Consider the following 20,642-nt stretch of genomic DNA (forward strand, 5'->3'; position numbering starts at 1 on the left):
TGAATACGTTAGTGCCCTATCCCGCCGAGCGGCTGGTAGTGGGGGAACATCGGATGTGGGAGGTGTACGCCGAGCGCCATCAGTCCGTGCGCGAACAGGACGTACCCCAGCACGACGAACACGACACCGAGCAGGCGATGAACGCGACGCCGGTGGGTGACATCGATCGACTGGATGACGGTTCCATAGAGGAAGACAGCCGGAATCGTTCCGACACCGAGAGCACCGAGAGCGATCCCGCCGGTCGTTGGGGAGCCGCTCGCGAAGGCGAACAGGTACGCGGGATACAGCATCGGACAGGGGAGAAACGCGTGAACGGCACCGAGACCGACGATACTCGGGCTGTTCACGTGGCGGTGAACTCTCGCTGCGAGCCACGACGTTACGCGCTGTACGCCGGGTATGCGAATATCGCCGCCGCTTCCTCCGATAACGTACCGAACCCCTGTCGCCACGATGAACCCGCCCACCACGAGGCCTACAGTACCTCGCAGGACATCGGCGACCGGCGTCAGCTGGTCGGTGGTGACGAACACGACGCTCCCGAGCGCACCGAAGGCGGCCCCGAGAACCGCGTACGTCGTCGCCCGGCCGATGTTAAACAGGAAGTGCTGTCGAACTTCGTAGGTCGTGAGATGCCCGGCCCGTCCATCGTTGACCGTCGTAGTTCCGCCGTCCGGTTGCGGCGTCATCTGTTTCGAGTACATCGTAACGAGCGGACCGCACATCCCGATACAGTGTGCGCCGCCGAGGACGCCGATGAGAACGAACAGCGCGAGGTCGATCCGGAACAGCGACTCGATCATACGTAGTGTCAGTTACCGACCGGCTTGTGTCGTCTGGTGCGATCCTCGACAAACAGATCCGGTCGAGTGCTGCGACGACAGTTGAGAATTCTTGCTTTGCGGACCCGCAATCGCGCGCGTTCGAGAGTCACACCAGATTCGATAAGTCACCACAGACCGACGTAACTGTGTGGCAGTTTTCGCTCCCGATGACAACCGGTCGCGACGTGTTCGCCTCGCGATCGCCGCGATCATGACCCTCGCTGTGGTCGTAACTGCGGGCGCGTTCGTCATTGATCCGGCCGAGTCGGTTCCCGATCCGGTGGCGTACGACGACACCACCGAACTGGGGCTCTCGTCGGAGACCGACGCGATGATGGCCGGAAACGCAACGCTCCCGCGGACGCAGGTGTTCTACTCGCAGCTACAGTACGTCGTCGGATACAACGGGATCGGCTCGTTCGTGGCGTCGCTGTCGGACAGACGAACCGAGCGCCAGTTCGGCTATCCGCTTATCGCGTACGTCGAAACCTTCGATCACCGCGATCCGGACACGGCCGACGGCGGGCTGTTCACGGCGACCGGGGCCGGCGGGTGGACTCCGGCCGAGGAGGCGTACTACGTCGTCGACAGCGACGCTCGCACACCGGCGGGCGAGGCCGTGATACCCTTTAGAAACCGAGAAGTGGCTGAGTCGTTCTCGGCCGACCACAGCGGAACCGTAGTCGACTGGGAGTCGATCCGAAACCGCTCGTTCGACATCGACTCCGCGGCGACGGTGCGATCGCTCGCACCGAGTCGGTGGCAGACGGCCAACGATCGGATTACCGAGGCGGAACGAACCGCGGACCGTCCGGTCTCGGTAGTTGTCGGGGAGGACGCGCCGACGATCGACGCGGCGGTCGAGGCGGCACCGTCGAACACGACGGTCGTCGTCCCTAAAGGAGTCTATCACGAGACGGTGACGATCAATAAATCTGTGACCATTGCGGGCGACGACGCACGGATCAGTGGTGACGGCAACGGATCGGTCGTCACCGTTCGGGCGGCCGATGTAGCCATACGAGGACTCCGGATCGACGGTGTCGGAAACCGGACGCGAGACCCGGAGGCGGCGCGTGCCTCCAGGGACGAGGAGAGCGAGGCGTGGGACGCGAACATCCAGAGCGGGTACGGCCACGGTGATGCCGGGATCCGAGCGATCGCTGCGCCGGGGCTCGTCGTCGACGACGTCATGATCGAAACGAACGCGAGCGGGCTCCTGTTGCGCGATGGATCACACACGGTCGTCCGTGACCTCCGCGTCGACGGGTCCGAGACATGGCAGAACGGATTCATGGGGATCACGGGGATGGAGTCGCGTGTAACCGTGACTGACAGCCGGTTCGAGGGCGGTCGTGACGGGATCTACCTCCATCGCGCGGACGGATCGGTCATCCGGAACTCGACGTTCACGGACAATCGGTACGGCATCCATCTCATGTACACCGGTGACGCGCTGGTCGCGGACAACACCGCCCGCAACGAACTGTTCGCGGGGATCACCGTGATGACCCGCCCGTCGGGGAACACGATCGTCGGCAACGACGTGCGTAACTCCAGTGCGGGGATCCAGTCGTCGGGGACGCGGACGTACATCGCGTACAATACGCTCGTCGGCAACGAACTCGGGTTCTCGACGAGCGCACGCGGGTCGCTGTACGAACACAACGTGGTCGTCGACAACGAGCTCGGGGCGCGTGCGACCACGATCGTCCCGTCGAGCCGAGTCGTCGCGAACGACTTCGTCGGCAACGACGACCACGCCGCCGCCGGTGCGGGCGCACTCCGTGTCTGGGCCGACGGCGACCGCGGTAACTACTGGGAGGGAGCAAACGTCGGACAACAGCCGTCCAGCGAGCGGGCGTATCGTCCGACTTCGCCGGTCGACGCCGTGCTCCACGGCGAGATCGCGGCCGTCGCCGTGCGCGAGTCACCCGCGTCGGTCCTGCTCAACCACCTTCGTGGTACCGTGCCCGGTGCCCGCTCCGGGAGCATCATCGACCCAGTACCGGCGTCGACACCGTACCACCCTGAACGAATCGACGTGGTGACGAGTCCCGACTCCGAAGGCGCGGAGCCGGTCCACGCGGACTGGAGAGCCGAACTTAGCTCGCTCACCGACGGACAAGACACGGCTCATGAGAATACGACAAATCGGAACACCGCCAGAGCAGTGGGTGACTACAAATGAGTGAGCGTACACTCGCGGAGGCCGTCGACCTGACTCGGACTTACAGCGGGGTTCGGGTTCTCGATGAGGTTTCGCTCTCGATCACCCCCGGCATCACTACAGTCATCGGTCCGAACGGGTCCGGGAAGTCGACGCTGCTCGGCGTCCTCGCGGGGGCAGTTGAGCCGACCACGGGAGCAGTACGATACGCTCACGAGGGGAATGCTGACGACGGAAATGGCAAACGGATCGGCTACCTCCCGCAACGGGTCCCGTTCCGTGATGAGTTCACGGCCCGAGAGACCCTCGGCTTCTACGCAGCGCTCGTCGGTGACGATCCCGACGCGGCGCTGGCGGACGTGGGACTTGCCGACGCGGGCGACAAGCGCGTGTCGGCGCTTTCGGGCGGGATGAGACGTCTCCTCGGGATCGCACAGGCGACGCTCGGCGACCCGGCGGTCGCGGTGCTCGACGAGCCGACAAGCGGGCTCGATCCGGAGATGCGAGAGCGAGCATTCCGAGCCGCAGCGGCCCGTGCGAGCGACGACACTGCCGTCGTCGTCAGCTCCCACGACCTCGACCTCGTCGACACGTACGCCGACGATGTCATCGTACTCGACCGCGGTCGCGTGGCCGTGGCGGGCTCCCGCGATCGTCTGATCGATGACTACGGGGTCGACGACGTGAAGGATCTGTACCGCGCGGTCGTCAGCGATAGAGCGAGCGCCGAGAGCGATATCGATAGCGGTGACACAGACGGCGACGAGGGATCCAAGGGTGCGGATGAAACCACGTCGGAGTCCGTCCACGTCACGGGGGTATCGGACCGATGAGTCGGTTGCTCGCGGACATCGGGACCGTGTTCCGTCGCGAACTGGTAACCGTTCGACGGACTCCCGGCTACGTCGTCCTCGCGGTCGGGATTCTCATCGTGCTCGGCGGATTCGTCGCGGTCGGTGGTGGCGGGGGGACAGGGTTCGTGCCGGCAGTCGTCGACCTTCTGCTCCCGACAGAAATACTCGTTCCGCTTCTCGCAATCCTGCTCGGGTACCGCACGTTGCTCACCGACGCCACGAGCGGCGAGTTCGCCGTGATTCGGACCTATCACGTGAATACCGTCGGCTACGTTCTCGGTGTGTTACTGGCGCGGGTAGCCGCGCTTGTCGCGATCGTGGGTGTTCCCTTCACGCTGGTCGGGCTGTACGTCTGGATGACTGCGGCGCCGGACACGGGGATCTTTGCGACACACAGCGGAGTGGACTCGCCGCTTCTGTTCGTGCGATTCCTCGCGTTCGTCCTCCTCCTCGGGACCGCGTACTTGTCGGTGTCAGCGGCGGTCTCGGCGATAGCGTCGAGTCGACGGAGCGCGATCGCGCTCGGGCTTCTCGCGCTACTCATCGGTGTCCTCGGCGGGGACCTCGCGATCCTCCGTTCGCTCGCAGGTGGTGCTTCTCCCGGCGAAATCCCCGGACTGCTCGCGCTTACACCGAACGGAGCGTTCCGTGGACTCGTGTTTGAACACGTGATCGGCGTCGCCTTCGCGCCCGACGGAGGGTTCGTTCAAACTGGTCGCGCGGTCGGCTCACTCGTCAGCTGGATCCTCGCCGGAATCGTGGTCGCTGTCACGACGCTCACGTACGCCGCTCGGATCGACGTTGTCGTCGAGCGGGCTCGGGAGCAGTTCGGAGGATACTGAGGCGAAACTCTATTCCCAGTCATTTCGGCAAGTATCGCTGTTCAATCCGAGACGGTGTCGTTACCGACCGATCCCGGCGCATGTGTGTACACTGTGTAGAGAATGATCGCTGCGATCAAAAAGTCGAGACTATGTCCGAGGAAGTGGTGGACCGGCATCGGCACGATACCGAGAATCGTTCCAGTGCCCACAATCGATCGGAACAACAGCATGCTGACCGCGACAGCGATCAGCTGGTACTGTGCCCCTTGACGACGACGATACGCGACGACGCTGACGACGAAGAGGATACCCGTACCCATTCCGGCGACGAGTGCAGCCGCGAGCAGCAGTAGTGATCCCTCCACGGACCACCCATCGAGCGCGGACAACAGGAGGACGATTGGCTGCGTCACAACCGCCTTTGAACGGGGATGAATAAGAAAACGACCCTTCGAACGAGGTTCCCGTGTCGTTCCGAACCGATTTGTCGGCTAACACCGCGGTTTCGTCCGTTCCCAAACAGAGATAACGAACGCACACGTTTTACTCGGGTAACGGTTATGTCGGCTGACCACAGATGCCGGACACCCGGACTCAGATCCGACGCCACGTTCGCGACACACCCGGTGTCCACTTCAACCAAGTCGGCCGCGATCTCGATATCGCGACCGGGCAAGTACAGTACCATCTCCGTCGTCTCGTCCGTAATGACGAACTCGCCGTCGAGCGGATCGGCGGCCGTACACACTACTTCGAGCCGTCGTTCGATCCGTGGGAACGACGGGCTCTCGCGTTTCTCAGACGAGAGACTCCCCGAGAGATCCTCGTCCGGCTTCATGCCGACGGCCCGAAGCGACCGAAAACGCTCGCGAGCGATCTCGACCTCGCACGAAGTACGATCTCGTGGCACGTCTCGACACTCGCCGAAAACAGGATCGTTGAGAAGTCCGACGATCGACCGATGACGCTCACGTTGAACCGTCCGGACCGCACGGCCGAACTCATCGAGATAGTGTCGCCGTCGCTACCGGATCGGCTCGTCGATCGGTTCGTTCGGACCGTCGACGAGCTCTTTGAGTGACCACCGCCTCAGCAGGTCGAACATAGGGCAGATCGGACGCGGGCACAAGCATTCGAGGATCACACCAGATACCTCAAGTCCACAGATCTACCACGATCGAGTATGGACAGACGAACGTTTTGTAAATCGACTGGAGCAATAGGTGCGACCATCGGTACCGCCGGTTGTCTCGGCGTACTCGGTGACAGCGGTGCTGAAGGAACTGTTCTCGGTCCCCCAGAACAGGATTTTAGCGAAGCTGCCCACCCGAGCTACGGCGACGAAATGCCACATTTCACCGTCCCGGAACCGATCACTACTGAAGAAATCTCAATCAGTGAGTATGAGGGTGAACAGGCCATCCTATGGACATCGTTCTATACGAACTGCCCAGACGGGGTGTGTCCCGCGCTCATCCTCCGACTTCGTCGCGCACAGGAGGCTGCTTCCGAAGAGGGATTCAGCAGTGAAGCAGTATTTCTCGCGCAGACGTTCGACCCCGAGCGCGACACCGCCGAAACGCTCCGTGAGTACGCCGGCCAGCAGGGGGTGAACCTCGATGCGAGCAATTGGCATTTCCTTCGCCCGGAGAGCTACGAACGGGGACAGGAATTGTTAGACGAGCATTTTGGACTTGCAATCGAGAAGGCAGCGGCCGACCAATACGAGAATCTTGAGTACCAGTTCCCGCACTACGGGTTGATCCTCCTCGCAAATAAGCAGGGAATCGTCGAGCGCGCGTATCCGAGAGGGCCACAGACGGACATCGAGCAGCTCGTGAGCGACGTTGAACGCGTATCCACTGTATGAAAACGTCGTCACCTCCTCTCCAGACTCGCCAGCACGGGTGTACTCGGAGGTGCCAGCCTCGTCGCGTCCGGGAACGTGTCCGAGGCACTCAGTAGCAGAGACGCACCTGAGCCCAGTTATTGATTCATACAAAATAGTTCTAAACAGAAGGCACGCATCAAAATCATCCTCCGAGGTTGTGGGCAGCGCGACCGCCTCGGGTAGCGGCGGGCGGTCCGGCTCGGTACGCTTGCTACCCCGTGTTCTTCATCCCGGCGGCGATGCCGTTGACGGTGAGTCGGAGGGTCCGTTCCTCCTCGTCAGTGCGGTGGGTGCGGCCGAGGAGGTTCGCCTGCAGCAGGTTCAGCGGGTCCACGTACGGATTCCGGCGATCGAGACTCTCTTCGAGCCACTCCCGGCGGAGCAGTTGGTCGCGGCCGCTGATCGTGAGAACCAGTTCGCAACCGCGCTCGTACTCGCCGATGAGTTCGGGGAAGAACCGCTCGCGCAGTTCGTCGTCCGCGAGATCGGCGTACTCGGCGGCTATTTCCGGTTCGGTACGCGCGAGCGCGAGGCCGGCGTTGTCGAGGGTCGTCTGGAAGAACGGCCACTCCTCGTACATCTCTCTCAGGGTCTCTAGGCCCTCCTCCTCGCCGACCGCGTCGAGATAAGCGTCGATACCGGAGGCGAGCGAGTACCAGCCGGGGAGGATGAGTCGCGTCTGCGTCCACGAGAACACCCACGGGATCGCGCGCAGGTCCTCGACGGTTCGCTCGCCGGAGCGGGAGGCGGGCCGCGAGCCGAGGTTGAGATCCTCGACGACGGAGATGGGCGTCGCCTGCCCGAAATACGAGACGAATCCGTCGCTGGACAGCAGGTCGCGGTACGTCTCGCGGGCCGCCGGTGCCATCGTCTCCATCGCGTCGACCCACCGCTCGGGGACGTTCTCGGTGGGCTCGGCGTTGGCCTCGTGGCGCGCGCGGATCTGCGCGTCGAGCATCTGTTCGAGTTCGCGCTCGGCGATCCGCGGATTGGCGTACTTCTCGGCTATCGCCTCGCCCTGTTCCGTGAACTTCACCTGTCCGGTGACCGTCTCGTTGGGAAGCGCGAGCAGCGCCTCGTTCATCGGCCCGCCGCCCCGAGAAATGGACCCTCCGCGACCGTGGAACAGCCGGAGCGTAACGTCCTCTGTTCTGCAGAACCGCGCGATCTGACGCTGGTTCTCGTAGAGGTCCCAGTTCGCGGCGAGGAAGCCGTTCTCCTTGTTCGAGTCGGAGTAGCCGAGCATGACCTCCTGCACGCTGCCGCGCACGTCGAGCGCGGTCGCGTACGCCTCGTTGTCGAACAGGGTTCCGAGGATGCGCTCGGCCCCGTTGAGCGCCGATTCGGTCTCTAAGAGCGGGACGACGTCGAGCCCGCAGTGGTCCGGCAGCGAGACGACACCGACCTGATCGGCCAGAAAGAGCACTTCGAGCACGTGGCTCGGCTCTTCAGTCATCGAGATGCAGTAGGTGTCTATCGCCTGTGCGCCGTATTCGTCTTGCCACTCGGCGAGCGCTTCGAACCGTCGGAGCACGCGCTCGGTCGTCTCCGAGACCTCGCCGGGGTCGTCGACGTCGATCACCGGGTCCTCCTGCAGGACGGCCTCGGTGAGGAACTCCCGACGGTCGTCCTCGTCCATCGTGCGGTAGTCGACCCCCTCTGTGGCGACCGCCTCGGCGACCGCGTCGGTGTGATTCTCGCGGTGGTCGCGGAGGTCGAGCGAGGCGAGCGTGAGTCCGAAGGTGTCCACCTGCCGACGGAGGGGCTCGACGAACGACTCGCGGGCCGCGTCTTGCCCGTCGGCCGCGAGAGAGTCGGCGATCACGTCGAGGTCGGCGAGGAACGCGTCACCGTCGGGGTACCCGCCCGGTCGCACGTCGTCGACGCGGTCGAGACGCTCGCGCATCAGTCGGAGCTTCTGCCGGTACGGCTCGTCGGGGTACCGCTCCCGCGCCTCCCCGACGACCGTCGGGAACCGATCTGCGTCGGCGGCGAGCGACGCGGTGAGCGCGTCGTCGACCGCGTAGCGCTCGCCGTCCTGACTCAGTACCGCCGAGAGACGCTTACACCGGTCGCGGTACTTCTCGACGGCGACCTCGCGCTGGCGTTCGAGCGTCTCGTCCGTCACCTCGGGCGTGACGAAGGGGTTGCCGTCGCGGTCGGAGCCCGCCCACGACCGGAACTCGAAGAGCTTCGGACAGTCCACGTCGCCGTACTCCTTCGATATCGTCTCCTCGAACTCCTCGTAGGCGTCGCCCACGACGTCGAAGAGGGTGTTCTCGAGGTACCACTGGACGTTTCGGGCCTCGTCTTCGGGCTCCGGCGGGCGCTGGCGCACCTGTCGGGTGCCCCACAGGCTCGTCACCTCGGCGGTGACGTCGCGCCAGATCGCGTTCCGCTCGCGCTCGGTGAGGTTGCGCTCGTCGAGTTCCCCGAGGTGGTTCGCGATCGATCGGAGCTTCGATTTCACGGTCGACCGACGGGCCTCGGTCGGGTGCGCGGTGAACGTCGGCTCGATGAGCACGTCCGCCAGTAGGTCTTCGAGTTCGTCCGCCTCGACGCCCTGCTCGGCGAACTCGGTGATCGTGGCCTCGAAGGAGTCGTGGAGGGCCCCCTCGTCGTCGGCGTTCCGGATGGCGCGCACTCGCTCGCGCTCCTCGGCGAGGTTGATCAGTTCGAAGTACGTCGTGAACGCCCGAGCGACGATGCCCTCGCGGACCTCCGAGAGGTCGTCTACCGTCTCGTGGAGTCGGTCCCGGCTCGCCGCGTCCCCCCGTCGGTAGTCGATCGCGGCGTTGCGTAGCTCCTCTACCGTCTCGTACGCCTCGGTCGAGGCCTGCGCGGCGAGGACGTCTCCCACGAGCGCACCGAGCTCCCGAACGTCCGTGCGGACGTCTCTGTTGTGCAACTGCATACCACGGTAACTACCCGCCGAGTCGGTTAAAACCGCGGTCTAGACGAATGTTTGCCTCGGAATCGAGTGAATATCTGTGTCGGCCGTGTGGTATCCGAGTCAATGGTCACCGCGGCCGTACGCTCCGGTTGCGTGCGGATCGACGCGTTTCCCGCTCCGGTGGAGGGTTCGTCACCCTTTTTACCGGTCCAGCCTGAACCACGCGTATGAGTCAGTCCGACAAGTATCCGGCTGAGTCCGGACGGCGGCGCTTCGTCAAGGGCGTCGTCGGCGGCGCGGCCCTGGCCGGGGTCGGCGCGATGGGGTCGGCGACAGTGAACACCCTGACGACGGCCGGCGGCGTCGGCGGGGGATCGACCACCGCGATGACGATCGCGCAGACCGGCGGTCCGGCACCGCGCGGACTCCCGCAGATACCCGTGCAAGTGACCGAAGACGGGTACATCGAGGGTATCTGGCCAGAGACCACGACGATCACCCAAGAGGGACAGGAGGTCGAAGTCGCACAGGAGGAACTGGGCGGGAGAACGTACTCCGGTGCGTGGTTCCAGTACTGCGGCGTCGAGTCTCAGGAGAACATCCAGCCCGGGTTCGAGTCGGACAACCTGTTCCGCTCGGCGAGCGCCCCGCCGTACACGTGGCAGTCGGACACGTACTCGGCCGGCGACCGAATTCACGTCGACGATTTCGACGATTACGACGAGTGGGGCAACGGAATTGGCAGCGACGGCGTCGGCAAGCCGGCGAACGTCACCTGGCGCTCTCAGGACACCGACGCCAGCCTGAACGTCGTCGTGATCCGTTCGACGCAGATCGAAGAGGCAGCCCAGAACAACGAGTGGCTACAGGCCTCGACGGATCAGGGATTCGTCGCGTACCTCAACGTCTGTACGCACTTCTGTTGTATTCCCGACTACAAGGCGCTCGAAGAGTCCGCCCGCTACGGCGCGGCAGACGGGACGTACTGCGTCTGTCACCAGTCGACGTACGACCCGTTCACCCTCGAAGAGGCGCTGTTCGTCGCTCGCCCCCGGCCGGAGTAGCGCTCGACTACCCGCCGTGTTTTTCCCCCGGCTCGCCGTACGACTTCCATGAGCGACGACCCCCCCGAGGCCGACGCGTCCGACGCGACCGACGACCCCTTCTCCGCCGAGCTCGACCGCGCCCGCGAACTCCTCGACGCCGAGCGTGTCGACGCCCTCCACGTCGGCGTCGTCCGCGACGGCGAGGTCGACACCACGTTCGCACAGCGCGACGGAGAGGACACGAGCGAGGAGGGACTTCGCGCGCTCGCCCTGCTCGCGGCGCACGTCCGACTCGTCGCGAACGAGACGGGAGTCGACTCCTCGACTGTCGCTGGCGACGCCGCGACGCTCGCGGGACAGGTCGAGCGGATCCCGGCGAGTACGGACGACCTCCCCGAGGAGTGACGTCGCGGTCTCGACGGGGCGGCCGTCCCGCACCTACTCGTTCGTGCGGATCCGCGCGAGCTGGTGGACGATACCGGCGATCGCGACCAAAAGCACCGCGAGGTTGAACGCCGCGAGCGTGATGGGCTGATACGCCGGATCCAGCCACGTCCGGATCGCCGTCCCGGTCTGTCCGTAGAAGCTCCAGCCGGCGACTAACGCGAGCAGGACGAGCGCGGCGAGCCCGACCCGATCGAGGATCGCGCGGAGCCGCTCCGTGCCGAGGCGGTCGAGCCCCGACCCGTCGGCCGAGTCCCGTTGACCGGTGTCGGTTCCGCTCGGTGCGCGGTTCGCGTCGCCGAGGCTGGCAGTTCTGTCGTCGGAGTCGTCGGGTGTCGTGTCTGTCATGGTGCTCGTGGGGGTCGTCTCGTCGGTCGATTCGCGGTCCGCGTCGTCACCGGGCGGTCGGTCGTCGGTCGTCATCGCCGCCTCCGTGCGACCAGCGCCGCGCTCGCGAGGGCGAGCAGCGCGGCGACGGGACCGAATCCGGGAGTCGAGCCGTCCGTGCCCCCGCCGTCGTTTCCGCTGTCCGGACTCTCGTCGGCGCCGTCTTGGCCGGCGCCGCGCTCGAAGTCCTCGACGGAGAACTCGACGTCTTCGACCGTCTCGTCCGCGCTGATCGTCTCTCGGGGGTTCAGGTTGGCGACGCCCTGCGTCTCGTCGATGAGGACGTCGTCGCTCCACAGCGCGCCGTCGACGTAGTAGTTGTAGTTCGCCGGGACTTCCGCGGTGACGGTGACGGTGTCGGTCCGGCCGGGCCGCACCGACCCCACCGTCTCCGTGGCCTCGCCGGCGACCACGTTCGACTCGGCCTGTCGCATCAGGACGCGGAGTTCGAGCGGATCGGACGCCTCGTCGCCTCGGTTGGTCACCGACAGCGACACCGACAGGGTGGCGGTCTCGTTGTCGGCCTCTCGGACGCTGACGGCGACGGTCGGCCAGACCCGACCGTCCGTGAAGCCGACGGGCGAATCGGCGTACTCGGGCGTGAGCGCGCTCAGGCCGTTGATCCGCGTCGTCTGGCTCGCATGGCGCTCGCCGTCCGCGAACACGACCGTCTCGATGCGGTAGCCGCCGGCGCGTTCGACGTCGACCGATCCGTTTATCGTCCGTTCGCCGCCGCCGTCGACTTCGCCGACGTCGACCGTCGTCTCGTCGATGAGGAGGCCGGAATCCGCGCCGATCGCGCGGTGGCGAACGGTGACATTCTCGACGGCCGAGCCCCTGTGTTGGAGATCGACGCCGAGCCGAAGCTCGGCGGTCTCTCCGCGGACCTCACCGGGGGAAACGACCGTGTCGACGATGCGAACGTGACCGGGGCGCTCGTCGTCCGACCGCGGATCGGCGAGCGCGTCCGGCGCGGCGACGGCCCCGATCGCGGTGACGAAAAGCAGCGCGGCCGCGGCCGCCAGGAGGGCAGTTCGGGTGTCCATGTACGACACGTCAAAACGACGGCATATATGCTTTGTCGGACTCCCGCCCGATGTGCGGGGCGTCCGAACCCGGGCCCGACGCCTCAGAGCACGCGATACCGTCCGCCCGTTTCAGAGAGTTCCCCGCGACGCGTCAGCTTCTCGAGGATTTCTCGGGCGGTCTCTGCGGGGATTCCGTGATCGGCCGCGCGATCGACGACGGCCGCCTCCGTGGGCTCGTCGGCCGCCTCGACGGCGTTGCGGACGATCTCGGTGCGGCTCGGTGAGCCCGATCTCCCGCCTTCCGCGCGGGCACCCGCGTCGGCGACCGCGTCCGCGTCGATCCCCGAGGCGTCGAGGTACTCGTCGTCGTCGATACCGGCGTCCTCGACGGCGCGTTCGAGTTCCGAGACGTGCGCCACGTCGGCGAACGCAGCGCTCTCGTCGCGCTTCTTCGCGAGCAGCGCCGCGCGGGCCTCGCGGGCCGCCGCCCGGTCGTCGGACTCGAAGAGGCGCTTGAGCTTCGCCGTGCGATGGGTCTTTCCGCAGCGCGGACAGGCCGCGCTGTCGCTCGTTCGGGGGTCGGAGAGCAGCCACATGGCCGCACACTCGTTGCAGCCGACGACCGCGTACATGGCTCCGGGTTCGACCGGATCGGATTTGAACCCTCGGTCGCGGCCGCGGACGGGGGTACCCGCCGCCGTCACCTCACGTCCGGATCTCGATCAGCAGGTCGGACTCCGGCGAGTCGCCCATCATCTCGCGGACCCGGTCCCAAGAGAGGTCGACGCGGGCGGTCACCGCCTCGGCCGCGATCGCGCCGCAGGCGTTGCCGACGAGGAGCGGAACTTGGTAGTCGCGCGGGTCGTGTGAGAACCCGCCCTCGGTCACGTCGGGGTCACGGAGGGCCGCACCGAGGAACCCGGCCGCGAACGCGTCGCCCGCGCCCGCCGTGTCGACGGGGTCGATGTCGAATCCGGGATGCGAGACGTCCCCGTGGGGCGTCCGGACCGTCGCGCCGTCGCTCCCGAGTTTGATTGCGACGACGCGGTCCTCGGGCTCCCACGGATCGATGTCGGTCGACGCCGCGAGCGCGTCGGCCTCGCGGTCGTTCAGAAAGAGGAGGTCCGTCGCGTGGAGCGCGGCGTCGAACTCGCGGTCGCCGACGCGTCGACCGGGGTCGAAGCTCCGGGTCGCGCCCGCCTCGCCAGCGGCCGTCGCCAGCGCCGCGGCGGTCTCCGGCCGTTGGCCGGTGAGGTGGAGGTGGTCGGCGGCTCGGAGCGTGTCCGGGTCGAACTCGGACGCCGAGAACGACTCGTTCGCGCCGTCGTTCGCCAGCATCAGCAGCTCGCCGTCGCCGTCGACGATCACGTACGTCACCGAGGTCGGCGCGTCGGCGTCGACGAGCACCTGTCCGGGGTCGACGCCGGCGCTCGCCAGTTCGCGGAGCGCCAGCGCGCCCGACTCGTCGCCGCCGACGCTGCCGTAGACGACCGACCGGCCGCCGAGTCCGACGAGCCCGACCGCGACGTTCGCGGCGCTGCCTCCGCCCGACTGTTCGAGCCGCTCGATGCGAGTCTCGCCGTCCGGCTCGGGCAGCCGGTCCACGTGGATCGTCACGTCCCAGTTGATGTGGCCGGCCGAGACCACCTTCGGGACGCGGCCGGTCGACTCGGGCTCCAGGTCGGGATCGTCGACGGGTTCTTCGTCGTCAGTGGAGGGGTGGTCGGACTCGCCGGTGTCCTCGACCGTGTCGCCGCCGTCCGTGGGGTCAGTGTCTCCGGCCGAGCCGGCGCTGTCGGTTTCCCACTCGGCGACCTCCTCGTCCCACTCCGCCACTTCGGCGTCCCAGTCGTTGGGCTCCCCGTCGGTCTCGTCGACGCGTTCGTCCTCGCCGGTCATGGTTCTGCCCACGGTTCCGCGACTCCCTCGCCGAACAGCTCTCGCATCAGCGTCACGATGCTCTCGGGGGGAAACTGCCCCTGTTCTGTGACGATCGCGTCCATGTACCGGGGCGGGGTCACGTCGAACGCGGGGTTCTCGACGGCGATGTCGCCGATATCCTCGCGCGCGTCAGCGTCGATCACCTCGCTCTCGTCGCGCATCTCGATCTCGACGGTGTGACCCGTCAGCGTCTCCGGATGTAGCTTGATCGTCTGGGCCGCGGTCATGATCGGGACGCCGCGCTCGCGGGCGTTGACGGCGAGCCCGGAGGTGCCGATCTTGTTGATCACGCCGCCGTCGGCCGCGATCGAATCGGCTCCGACGACGACGTGGTCGACCTCGTCGAGGTACCGACGCGCCGCGGAGTCGACGATGAGGGTGACGGGGACGCCGGCGTCCCGCAACTGCTCTGCGGTGATGTGGCCCTGTCGCCGCGGGCGCGTCTCCTTGACGACCGCCGAGATCGACTTCCCCTGCGCGACGGCGGCCTCGATACACGCCAGCGCGTCCGTCGAGTGGCAGTGCGTCATCACCGTGTCGCCGTCGGCGAGGCGGTTCGCGCCGACGCGACCGAGGTCCTCCTGTGCGCGGTCGAGCTGCCGGACGAACGCCTCGCTCGCGTCGACGACGCTCCGGCGGAGCGCCTCGACCGAGTCGCCCTCCATCCGCTGGAGGACGTACCGGAGGGCGTTCGGCAGCGACACCGCGGTCGGCCGGGTCTCGCGGAGCGTCCGGGCGGCCGCCCGCATCGACGCGCGGAAGGCCTCCGGACCGCCCGCGGCCGCAGTTCCGTCCGCACCCCCGTCGGCGGCCTCTCGGGCCTGCGCGGCGAGCGCCTCCGCGGCCGCCGAGGCGATGGTCGCCGCGCCCCGGATCTCCATCGTCGCGATCGATTCGGCGGTCTCCCGCACCGCGGCCGCCGACTCTCTGTCGGGCATACCGATCCGGTGTCCCGCCCGGTATTTATACAATCGGGCGAGCGGTTCCGTCCCCGGTTCGAGGTCACGCCTCGTCGACGCCCGACCGCTGACCGTAGCTCTCGAAGCGCTCCTCGACGGTCGCCAGCTGCTCGTCGGTGAGCACGTGCGGCTCGCCGACCGACGACGCACGGAGGTAGAGACGACAGAGGTCCTCGACGTGGCGCGCGTTCTCGACTGCAGTCTCCGGATCGGGTCCGGTGACGACGAGCCCGTGGTTCGCGAGGATCGCGGCGTCGGAGCCCGCCTCGGCCATCGCGCCCACGACGTTCGCGGCGAGTTCCTCCGTGCCGTACGGCGCGTAGTCGGCCAGCGGGACCTCGCGACCCACGGCGACGATCATGTAGTGGACCGGGGGGAGCTTCCGGTGGAGCGTCGCCATCGTCGTCGCCCACGGCGAGTGGGTGTGGACGATCGCGCCCGGCCGGTCGTGTCGGTAAATCCCCGTGTGCATCGGCACCTCGCTCGACGGGGTCATCCACCCCGCCAACCGCTCGCCGGAAAGCGAGACCACCGGCACGTCGGCCGCGTCGAAAGCGTCGTACGGGACGCCGGTGGGCGTCACCGCGATCGCGTCGCCGTCGCGGACGCTCAGGTTCCCGGTCCGCCCCGGCGTCAGCTCCGCGAGCGCCGGCGCGTACTCGACGACCGCCTCGCGAGCGGCGCGCAGGCGGTCGGGGTCGTCCGCGAGACCGTCGCGGGTCAAAGCGCCACCTCTCTGAGATCGTCGAACGCGCCCAGTCGAACGTCCGGTTGCCGCGGCTCGCCGACGTCATCGACTGCAGGCGCGTCGCCGTCGGCGACGAAAAGCGCCGTGTCGATGCCGAGGGCGTTCCCGCCACCTATGTCGGTCTCGACGTTGTCGCCGACCACGAGCGCGTCGCTCGGGCGGCAGTCGAGCGAGGCGAGCGCCGTCGTGAACGGGAGTGCGCTCGGTTTCTCGCGGCCGACCTCCTCGGAGGTGACGAGCCGGTCTACCCGGTCGTCGATCCCCAGCCGTACGAGCTTCCGCAACTGGACGCGGGTTGTGAGGTTCGTGACGACCGCCACTGCGATCCCGACGTCTGAGAGCGCGTCGAGGGTGCGTTCGACGCCGTCACAGAGCGTCATCGCGTCCCGGTAGCCGTCCCAGTAGGCGTCGCCGACCGCGAGCGCGGCCTCGGCGTCGTGTTCGTCCGCGTACGCCCGGAGGACCCGCTTGAAGTAGATGTGCCGCGAGTGGGAGGCCGCGGTACCGCGGGTCTCGCGCTTCGCTCCTCGGCGACCGGCCGCGTACAGGTCGTCGAACGTCTGCCGGTCCATCTCGTATCCTCGCTCGCGGAAGGCGGCGAGCGCGGCCCGCTTGCCCGCCTCGTTGCACGGCGCGTACGGGTACAGGGTGTTGTCGAGGTCGAAGCAGACCGCCTCGTAGCTCATGTCGTCCACCTCGGCGCGGCGGTGACTTAAGCGTGGTTCGCCGGCCGACGGAACCGACACCGACGCCGGTCACCGATCGTCTACCTTCCCGTCGCGTCGGTCGCGATCCCTCGCCGCCGGGTCGCGCTCGTCGGGGTCGCCGTGTCCGCCGCCGCCGGGCGTCCGGATCGAGACGGTCGTCCCGGCCTCGACGTCGACGGATGCCTTCGCGGGGACGGTGTCGCCGTCGACGAGGTTCTCCCCGGTCGCGCCGTCCTCGCCGCCGTCGAGTCCCGCTGGAGCCGTCCGCCGGCGCTCCGTCAGCACCGAGACGGTGGCGTCGGTCTCGACGGTGACGGTCCGTTCGAGGCCCAACCCGCCGCGGTGTCGGCCGTCTCCGCCGCTTCCCGGACGCAGCGCGTACCGTTCGACCCGGAGCGGGTACTCGGTCTCCATCGCCTCCGCGGGCGTGTTGAGCGTGTTCGTCATCCCGACCTGCACGCCGTCCATGCCGTCTCTCCCGGGGCGGGCCCCGAACCCGCCGCCGATCGTCTCGTAGTAGGTGAACGACCCGGCTCGGTCGCCGATGATGAGGTTGTTCATCGTCCCCTGTCCGCCGGCCGGTATCGCGTCGGGGACCGCCGCGGCGAGCGCCGCCAGCGTCACGTCCATGACCCGCTGGCTGGTCTCGACGTTGCCGCCGACGACCGCGGCCGGCGGCTCCGGATTGAGAACCGACCCCTCGGGCGCCGACACCGACACCGGCTCGTAACACCCGTGATTCGGCGGAATGTCCGGATCGGTTATCGCGCGGACGACGAAGTAGACCGCGCTCTTCGCGACCGACAGCGGCGCGTTGAGGTTGCCCGCGACCTGGTCCGCAGTCCCGGCGAAGTCGACGTCGATCGTGGTCCCGTCGACGGTGGCGGTCACCGCGATCGGCACCTCGTCGTCCGTCACCCCGTCGCCTTCGAGGACGTCCCGCGCTCGGTACGTGCCGTCCGGAAGCGCCTCGAACTCGGCCTCGACGCGCTCGCGAGAGTAGTCGATGACGGCGTCGAACGCGTCGAGCAGGGCGGAGCCGTGCTCGTCGAGCAACTCGCCGACCCGCGCTTCGGCACGCGAGTTCGCGGCGCGCTGCGCTCGGAGGTCCGCCTCGCGCTCGTCCGGCGTCCGGACGTTCGCCCGGATCAGGTCGAGGACCGCCTCGTTCGGCTCTCCGCCGGCGACGAGCCGAACTGCGGGCAGCCGAAGCCCCTCCTCGTAGATCTCGCGCGCGCCCGGCGGCATGCTCCCCGGTGTGCTACCGCCCACGTCGGCGTGGTGCGCCCGCGACACCGCGAACCCGATACCCTCGCCGTCGGGCGCGATCGTCGAGACCAGCGTGACGTCCGGGAGGTGCGTTCCGCCCGCGAACGGGTCGTTGACGACGAAGACGTCTCCCGGATTCGGGTCCTTCCGGAGGACCGTCTCGACCGCGTCGGGCATCGCGCCGAGGTGGACCGGGATGTGTTCGGCCTGCGCGACCATCCGCCCGGCCGAATCGAACAGCGCCGTCGAGCAGTCCTGTCGCTCCTTGATATTCGGCGAGTACGCCCCGCGGATGAGCACGTGTCCCATCTCCGTTGCGACGCTCTCCAGTTGGTTCCGGAGGATCTCTAGAGTTACCGGATCCACGCCCTTCCGGTCGCCACCCGGCGTCGTCGGTCCGTCGCTCACGCGTCGCTCACCTCCGCGATCAGCGCGCCGTCGCCGCGAACCCGCACGCCCCATCCCGGCGGGACGACGACCGTGCTCTCGTCGCCCTCGACGACCGCGGGACCCTCGATCGGCGACCGCTCACCCGCGTGCTGCGGTGCCAATCTCCCCCGCTCGTACACCGGCGTCTCGCGGACCTCGCCCGCGAACACCGCCTCCCGGGAGCCCGACAGCGGATCGCCGTCGGCCGCGTACGCGACCGGCGGCGCGTCCCGCGCGACCGTGGCCGTCACGCGACAGTTCACCAGGTCGATCGGCTCGTCGGCCCGGTAGCCGTACGCGGCCTCGTGGGCCGCATCGAACCGCTCTCGGGCGTTCGCGGCGTCGAAGGGGCGCTCGACGTCCACGGTGAGTTCGAAGCTCTGTCCGGCGTATCTGAGATCCGCGGCGTGACGCACGGCCGCCGCGTCGCGGTCGCTGACCTCCGTCAGCAACTCCTCGGACAGGGCGTCGTACACGGCGTCGACGTCGTCGGGATCCACGTCGGCGAGCGGGCGCTGGTGCGTACGAACCGCGTCGCGTTTCTCGTCGGCCGCGAGCAGGCCGTACGCGGACAGGACGCCCGACGCGCGCGGGATCACTATCCGGTCGATGTCGAGGCCGTCGGCGATCGCGATCGCGTGCATCGGCCCGGCTCCGCCGAACGCGACGAGACCGAACGTCCGCGGGTCGTGCCCCCGCTCGACGGTCACCGACCGGATCGCTCGGGTCATGTTCGCGTTCGCGACGCGGTGGACTCCGCGGGCGGCCTCCAACGGGCCGGCCAGCCCAGCCTCCTCGGCGAGTCCGGCGAGCGCGTCGAAGGCGCCGTCCTCGTCGAGCGACAGATCTCCGCCGAGGCTCGTGCTCGACCCGATGTACCCCAAGACGAGGTTCGCGTCGGTGACGGTCGGCTCCGTGCCTCCCCTTCCGTAGCAGGCGGGACCGGGATCCGCTCCGGCGGACCGCGGACCGATCCGGAGCGCTCCGCCGGCGTCGACCCGCGCGATCGATCCCCCGCCCGCTCCGACGGTCTCGACGTCGACCATCGGCGTCTTGATAGGCCGCTCGTTGATCACGCCCGTCGTCGTCCGCTCGACCTCGCCGTCGCGGACGAGGCTCACGTCGCTCGACGTTCCGCCCATATCGAAGGTGACGAGCCCCTCGCGCCCGTCGGCGTCGTCCCCTCCGCCCGCCATCGCGCTCGCACCCACGACGCCCGCGGCGGGGCCCGAGAGCACGGTCGTGACGGCGTTTCGCCTGACCGCGTCGGCGTCGGTTATCCCCCCGTTCGCCTGCATGATCTGCGGCTGCGGCAGGCCGAGATCCCGCGCCCGCTCGGTGAGACGACCGACGTATCGGTCTATCGCCGGCCGCACGTACGCGTCGACGACCGTCGTCGACGTCCGCTCGTACTCCCGGAACTCGGCGAGGACCTCGTTCGAGGCCGACACTGGCACGTCGAGTTCCTCTCGCAGCACCTCCGCGACGCGCGTTTCGTTCTCGGGGTGCGCGTAGGCGTGCAGCAGCGAGACCGCGACGGACTCGGCGTCAGTCTCGCGGACACGCTCGGCGATCGACCGAACCTCGCCGTCGTCGACGGGCCGCTCGACCCCCTCGGTCGTCGCTCGCTCGGACACCTCGAAGCGGCGGCGTCTCGGGACGAGCGGCGTCGGCTTCTCGGCGTCGAGGTCGTACAGCGACGGCCGCTCCTGTCGCCCGATCTCCAGCACGTCTCGGAACCCCTCGGTCGTGACGAGCGCGGTCCGCGCGCCGTTCTCTTCGAGGAGCGCGTTCACCGAGACGGTCATCGCGTGCGAGAACTCGTCCACGCGCTCCGGGTCGACGCCCGCCTCCGCACAGGCCGTCTCGATCCCGGCTATCACTCCCTCGCTCTGGTCGGCGGTGCTCGGGACCTTCGCCGTCACGATCTCGCCGTCGAGCGACAGCGCCACGTCGGTGAACGTCCCGCCGACGTCGACCCCGATCCGTCTCGCCTCCATCTACATCGCCCCCTCACACCTGCCCGTCGCGTCCCGGTCGAGAGGCACCGCGATCCGCTGGATCATGGCGGTGTTCGTGTCCCTGTGAACTTAACCTCGGGCGTCGGAGCCGATTTCGCGTCTCGCGTCGCACGCCGAACGACGCGTTCGAACTTCTTCGTGCCCGCGAAACGGGAGGTCGACACGGCACGGGCCGGCCGGTCTGGCGCGTGTGGGTCTCGGAGC

At 67.7% G+C, this 20,642-nt stretch carries 19 protein-coding genes; 7 read left to right on the forward strand and 12 right to left on the reverse strand.

Translation table 11 applies throughout. The features are described 5' to 3' along the window. Nucleotides 1-8 precede the first annotated feature (8 nt). Entirely contained in the window at nucleotides 9-806 is a 798-nt protein-coding gene (locus ACZ45C_RS03995) for a sulfite exporter TauE/SafE family protein (RefSeq protein ID WP_460559159.1), read from the reverse strand. A gap of 169 nt (nucleotides 807-975) precedes the next feature. Between ACZ45C_RS03995 and ACZ45C_RS04000 the strand changes: the two genes are divergently transcribed. Genes ACZ45C_RS04000 through ACZ45C_RS04010 form a run of 3 tightly spaced genes read left to right on the forward strand, consistent with a single transcriptional unit; the run spans nucleotide 976 to nucleotide 4,693 of the window. Then, the gene (locus tag ACZ45C_RS04000; RefSeq protein WP_460559161.1) at nucleotides 976-3,018 is read left to right on the forward strand and encodes a NosD domain-containing protein; all 2,043 of its coding nucleotides are present in this window, start codon (nucleotides 976-978) and stop codon (nucleotides 3,016-3,018) included. Beyond that, the gene (locus ACZ45C_RS04005) at nucleotides 3,015-3,830 is read left to right on the forward strand and encodes an ABC transporter ATP-binding protein (RefSeq protein ID WP_460559163.1); all 816 of its coding nucleotides are present in this window, start codon (nucleotides 3,015-3,017) and stop codon (nucleotides 3,828-3,830) included. Before ACZ45C_RS04000 ends, ACZ45C_RS04005 begins: the two co-directional genes overlap by 4 nt. After that, nucleotides 3,827-4,693 (forward strand): copper ABC transporter permease, encoded by an 867-nt coding sequence (locus ACZ45C_RS04010; protein ID WP_460559166.1) that lies wholly within the window; start codon nucleotides 3,827-3,829, stop codon nucleotides 4,691-4,693. Before ACZ45C_RS04005 ends, ACZ45C_RS04010 begins: the two co-directional genes overlap by 4 nt. A gap of 41 nt (nucleotides 4,694-4,734) precedes the next feature. Here the strand turns inward: ACZ45C_RS04010 and ACZ45C_RS04015 are convergent, their stop codons facing one another. Beyond that, nucleotides 4,735-5,088, reverse strand: a complete 354-nt coding sequence (locus ACZ45C_RS04015; RefSeq protein WP_460559168.1) for a DUF7471 family protein — start codon at nucleotides 5,086-5,088, stop codon at nucleotides 4,735-4,737. A 164-nt stretch (nucleotides 5,089-5,252) separates the two neighbouring features. Here ACZ45C_RS04015 and ACZ45C_RS04020 point away from each other — a divergent pair, with 164 nt between their 5' ends. After that, nucleotides 5,253-5,756, forward strand: coding sequence for a winged helix-turn-helix transcriptional regulator (locus tag ACZ45C_RS04020; protein WP_460559170.1), 504 nt, complete (start codon nucleotides 5,253-5,255; stop codon nucleotides 5,754-5,756). Nucleotides 5,757-5,858: 102 nt separating this feature from the next. Continuing rightward, nucleotides 5,859-6,545 (forward strand): SCO family protein, encoded by a 687-nt coding sequence (locus ACZ45C_RS04025; RefSeq protein ID WP_460559172.1) that lies wholly within the window; start codon nucleotides 5,859-5,861, stop codon nucleotides 6,543-6,545. Nucleotides 6,546-6,777: 232 nt separating this feature from the next. Here the strand turns inward: ACZ45C_RS04025 and ppc are convergent, their stop codons facing one another. Beyond that, nucleotides 6,778-9,480: a phosphoenolpyruvate carboxylase gene (gene ppc, locus ACZ45C_RS04030; RefSeq protein ID WP_460559174.1), complete on the reverse strand. Its 2,703-nt coding sequence runs from the start codon at nucleotides 9,478-9,480 to the stop codon at nucleotides 6,778-6,780. A 206-nt stretch (nucleotides 9,481-9,686) separates the two neighbouring features. Here ppc and ACZ45C_RS04035 point away from each other — a divergent pair, with 206 nt between their 5' ends. Together ACZ45C_RS04035 and ACZ45C_RS04040 are read left to right on the forward strand one after the other, a co-directional pair. Next, nucleotides 9,687-10,523, forward strand: coding sequence for a ubiquinol-cytochrome c reductase iron-sulfur subunit (locus ACZ45C_RS04035; protein WP_460559176.1), 837 nt, complete (start codon nucleotides 9,687-9,689; stop codon nucleotides 10,521-10,523). A 48-nt stretch (nucleotides 10,524-10,571) separates the two neighbouring features. After that, entirely contained in the window at nucleotides 10,572-10,910 is a 339-nt protein-coding gene (locus ACZ45C_RS04040; RefSeq protein ID WP_460559178.1) for a hypothetical protein, read from the forward strand. Between the two features lie 33 nt (nucleotides 10,911-10,943). On the opposite strand, the gene ACZ45C_RS04045 is transcribed toward ACZ45C_RS04040, so the two are convergent. The 9 genes from ACZ45C_RS04045 to ACZ45C_RS04085 form a co-directional block, all read right to left on the reverse strand. After that, nucleotides 10,944-11,372, reverse strand: coding sequence for a hypothetical protein (locus ACZ45C_RS04045; protein ID WP_460559180.1), 429 nt, complete (start codon nucleotides 11,370-11,372; stop codon nucleotides 10,944-10,946). Further along, complete coding sequence (locus ACZ45C_RS04050; protein WP_460559182.1) at nucleotides 11,369-12,382, reverse strand: DUF7490 domain-containing protein; 1,014 nt, start codon at nucleotides 12,380-12,382, stop codon at nucleotides 11,369-11,371. Before ACZ45C_RS04050 ends, ACZ45C_RS04045 begins: the two co-directional genes overlap by 4 nt. Before the next feature lie 83 nt (nucleotides 12,383-12,465). Continuing rightward, nucleotides 12,466-12,996 carry a DUF5817 domain-containing protein gene (locus ACZ45C_RS04055; RefSeq protein WP_460559184.1) on the reverse strand — a complete coding sequence of 177 codons (531 nt, stop codon included), beginning with the start codon at nucleotides 12,994-12,996 and terminating at the stop codon, nucleotides 12,466-12,468. Nucleotides 12,997-13,069: 73 nt separating this feature from the next. Then, nucleotides 13,070-14,263: a carbohydrate kinase family protein gene (locus ACZ45C_RS04060; RefSeq protein ID WP_460559186.1), complete on the reverse strand. Its 1,194-nt coding sequence runs from the start codon at nucleotides 14,261-14,263 to the stop codon at nucleotides 13,070-13,072. Further along, nucleotides 14,260-15,243 (reverse strand): ribose 1,5-bisphosphate isomerase, encoded by a 984-nt coding sequence (locus ACZ45C_RS04065; RefSeq protein WP_460559188.1) that lies wholly within the window; start codon nucleotides 15,241-15,243, stop codon nucleotides 14,260-14,262. The genes ACZ45C_RS04060 and ACZ45C_RS04065 overlap by 4 nt, the downstream gene beginning before the upstream one ends. 64 nt (nucleotides 15,244-15,307) lie before the next feature. Next, nucleotides 15,308-15,988 carry a class II aldolase/adducin family protein gene (locus ACZ45C_RS04070; protein ID WP_460559190.1) on the reverse strand — a complete coding sequence of 227 codons (681 nt, stop codon included), beginning with the start codon at nucleotides 15,986-15,988 and terminating at the stop codon, nucleotides 15,308-15,310. Beyond that, the gene (locus ACZ45C_RS04075) at nucleotides 15,985-16,698 is read right to left on the reverse strand and encodes an HAD family hydrolase (protein ID WP_460559192.1); all 714 of its coding nucleotides are present in this window, start codon (nucleotides 16,696-16,698) and stop codon (nucleotides 15,985-15,987) included. The genes ACZ45C_RS04070 and ACZ45C_RS04075 overlap by 4 nt, the downstream gene beginning before the upstream one ends. Nucleotides 16,699-16,767: 69 nt before the next feature. Next, nucleotides 16,768-18,396, reverse strand: coding sequence for a hydantoinase B/oxoprolinase family protein (locus ACZ45C_RS04080; protein ID WP_460559194.1), 1,629 nt, complete (start codon nucleotides 18,394-18,396; stop codon nucleotides 16,768-16,770). Continuing rightward, the gene (locus ACZ45C_RS04085; RefSeq protein ID WP_460559196.1) at nucleotides 18,393-20,417 is read right to left on the reverse strand and encodes a hydantoinase/oxoprolinase family protein; all 2,025 of its coding nucleotides are present in this window, start codon (nucleotides 20,415-20,417) and stop codon (nucleotides 18,393-18,395) included. The genes ACZ45C_RS04080 and ACZ45C_RS04085 overlap by 4 nt, the downstream gene beginning before the upstream one ends. Nucleotides 20,418-20,642 lie beyond the last annotated feature (225 nt).

The sequence above is a fragment of the Halorubrum pallidum genome (genome assembly GCF_055380345.1).

What these genes read in the sequence shown, in the direction of transcription:
- ACZ45C_RS04050 (WP_460559182.1), bottom strand. Translation starts at nt 12,382, where the DNA reads ATGGACACCCGAACTGCCCTCCTGGCGGCCGCGGCCGCGCTGCTTTTC.
- ACZ45C_RS04055 (WP_460559184.1), bottom strand. Translation starts at nt 12,996, where the DNA reads ATGTACGCGGTCGTCGGCTGCAACGAGTGTGCGGCCATGTGGCTGCTC.
- ACZ45C_RS04010 (WP_460559166.1), top strand. Translation starts at nt 3,827, where the DNA reads ATGAGTCGGTTGCTCGCGGACATCGGGACCGTGTTCCGTCGCGAACTG.
- ACZ45C_RS04035 (WP_460559176.1), top strand. Translation starts at nt 9,687, where the DNA reads ATGAGTCAGTCCGACAAGTATCCGGCTGAGTCCGGACGGCGGCGCTTC.
- ACZ45C_RS04025 (WP_460559172.1), top strand. Translation starts at nt 5,859, where the DNA reads ATGGACAGACGAACGTTTTGTAAATCGACTGGAGCAATAGGTGCGACC.
- ppc (WP_460559174.1), bottom strand. Translation starts at nt 9,480, where the DNA reads ATGCAGTTGCACAACAGAGACGTCCGCACGGACGTTCGGGAGCTCGGT.
- ACZ45C_RS04020 (WP_460559170.1), top strand. Translation starts at nt 5,253, where the DNA reads ATGCCGGACACCCGGACTCAGATCCGACGCCACGTTCGCGACACACCC.
- ACZ45C_RS04075 (WP_460559192.1), bottom strand. Translation starts at nt 16,698, where the DNA reads ATGAGCTACGAGGCGGTCTGCTTCGACCTCGACAACACCCTGTACCCG.
- ACZ45C_RS04085 (WP_460559196.1), bottom strand. Translation starts at nt 20,417, where the DNA reads ATGGAGGCGAGACGGATCGGGGTCGACGTCGGCGGGACGTTCACCGAC.
- ACZ45C_RS04065 (WP_460559188.1), bottom strand. Translation starts at nt 15,243, where the DNA reads ATGCCCGACAGAGAGTCGGCGGCCGCGGTGCGGGAGACCGCCGAATCG.
- ACZ45C_RS04045 (WP_460559180.1), bottom strand. Translation starts at nt 11,372, where the DNA reads ATGACGACCGACGACCGACCGCCCGGTGACGACGCGGACCGCGAATCG.
- ACZ45C_RS04005 (WP_460559163.1), top strand. Translation starts at nt 3,015, where the DNA reads ATGAGTGAGCGTACACTCGCGGAGGCCGTCGACCTGACTCGGACTTAC.
- ACZ45C_RS04060 (WP_460559186.1), bottom strand. Translation starts at nt 14,263, where the DNA reads ATGACCGGCGAGGACGAACGCGTCGACGAGACCGACGGGGAGCCCAAC.
- ACZ45C_RS04040 (WP_460559178.1), top strand. Translation starts at nt 10,572, where the DNA reads ATGAGCGACGACCCCCCCGAGGCCGACGCGTCCGACGCGACCGACGAC.
- ACZ45C_RS03995 (WP_460559159.1), bottom strand. Translation starts at nt 806, where the DNA reads ATGATCGAGTCGCTGTTCCGGATCGACCTCGCGCTGTTCGTTCTCATC.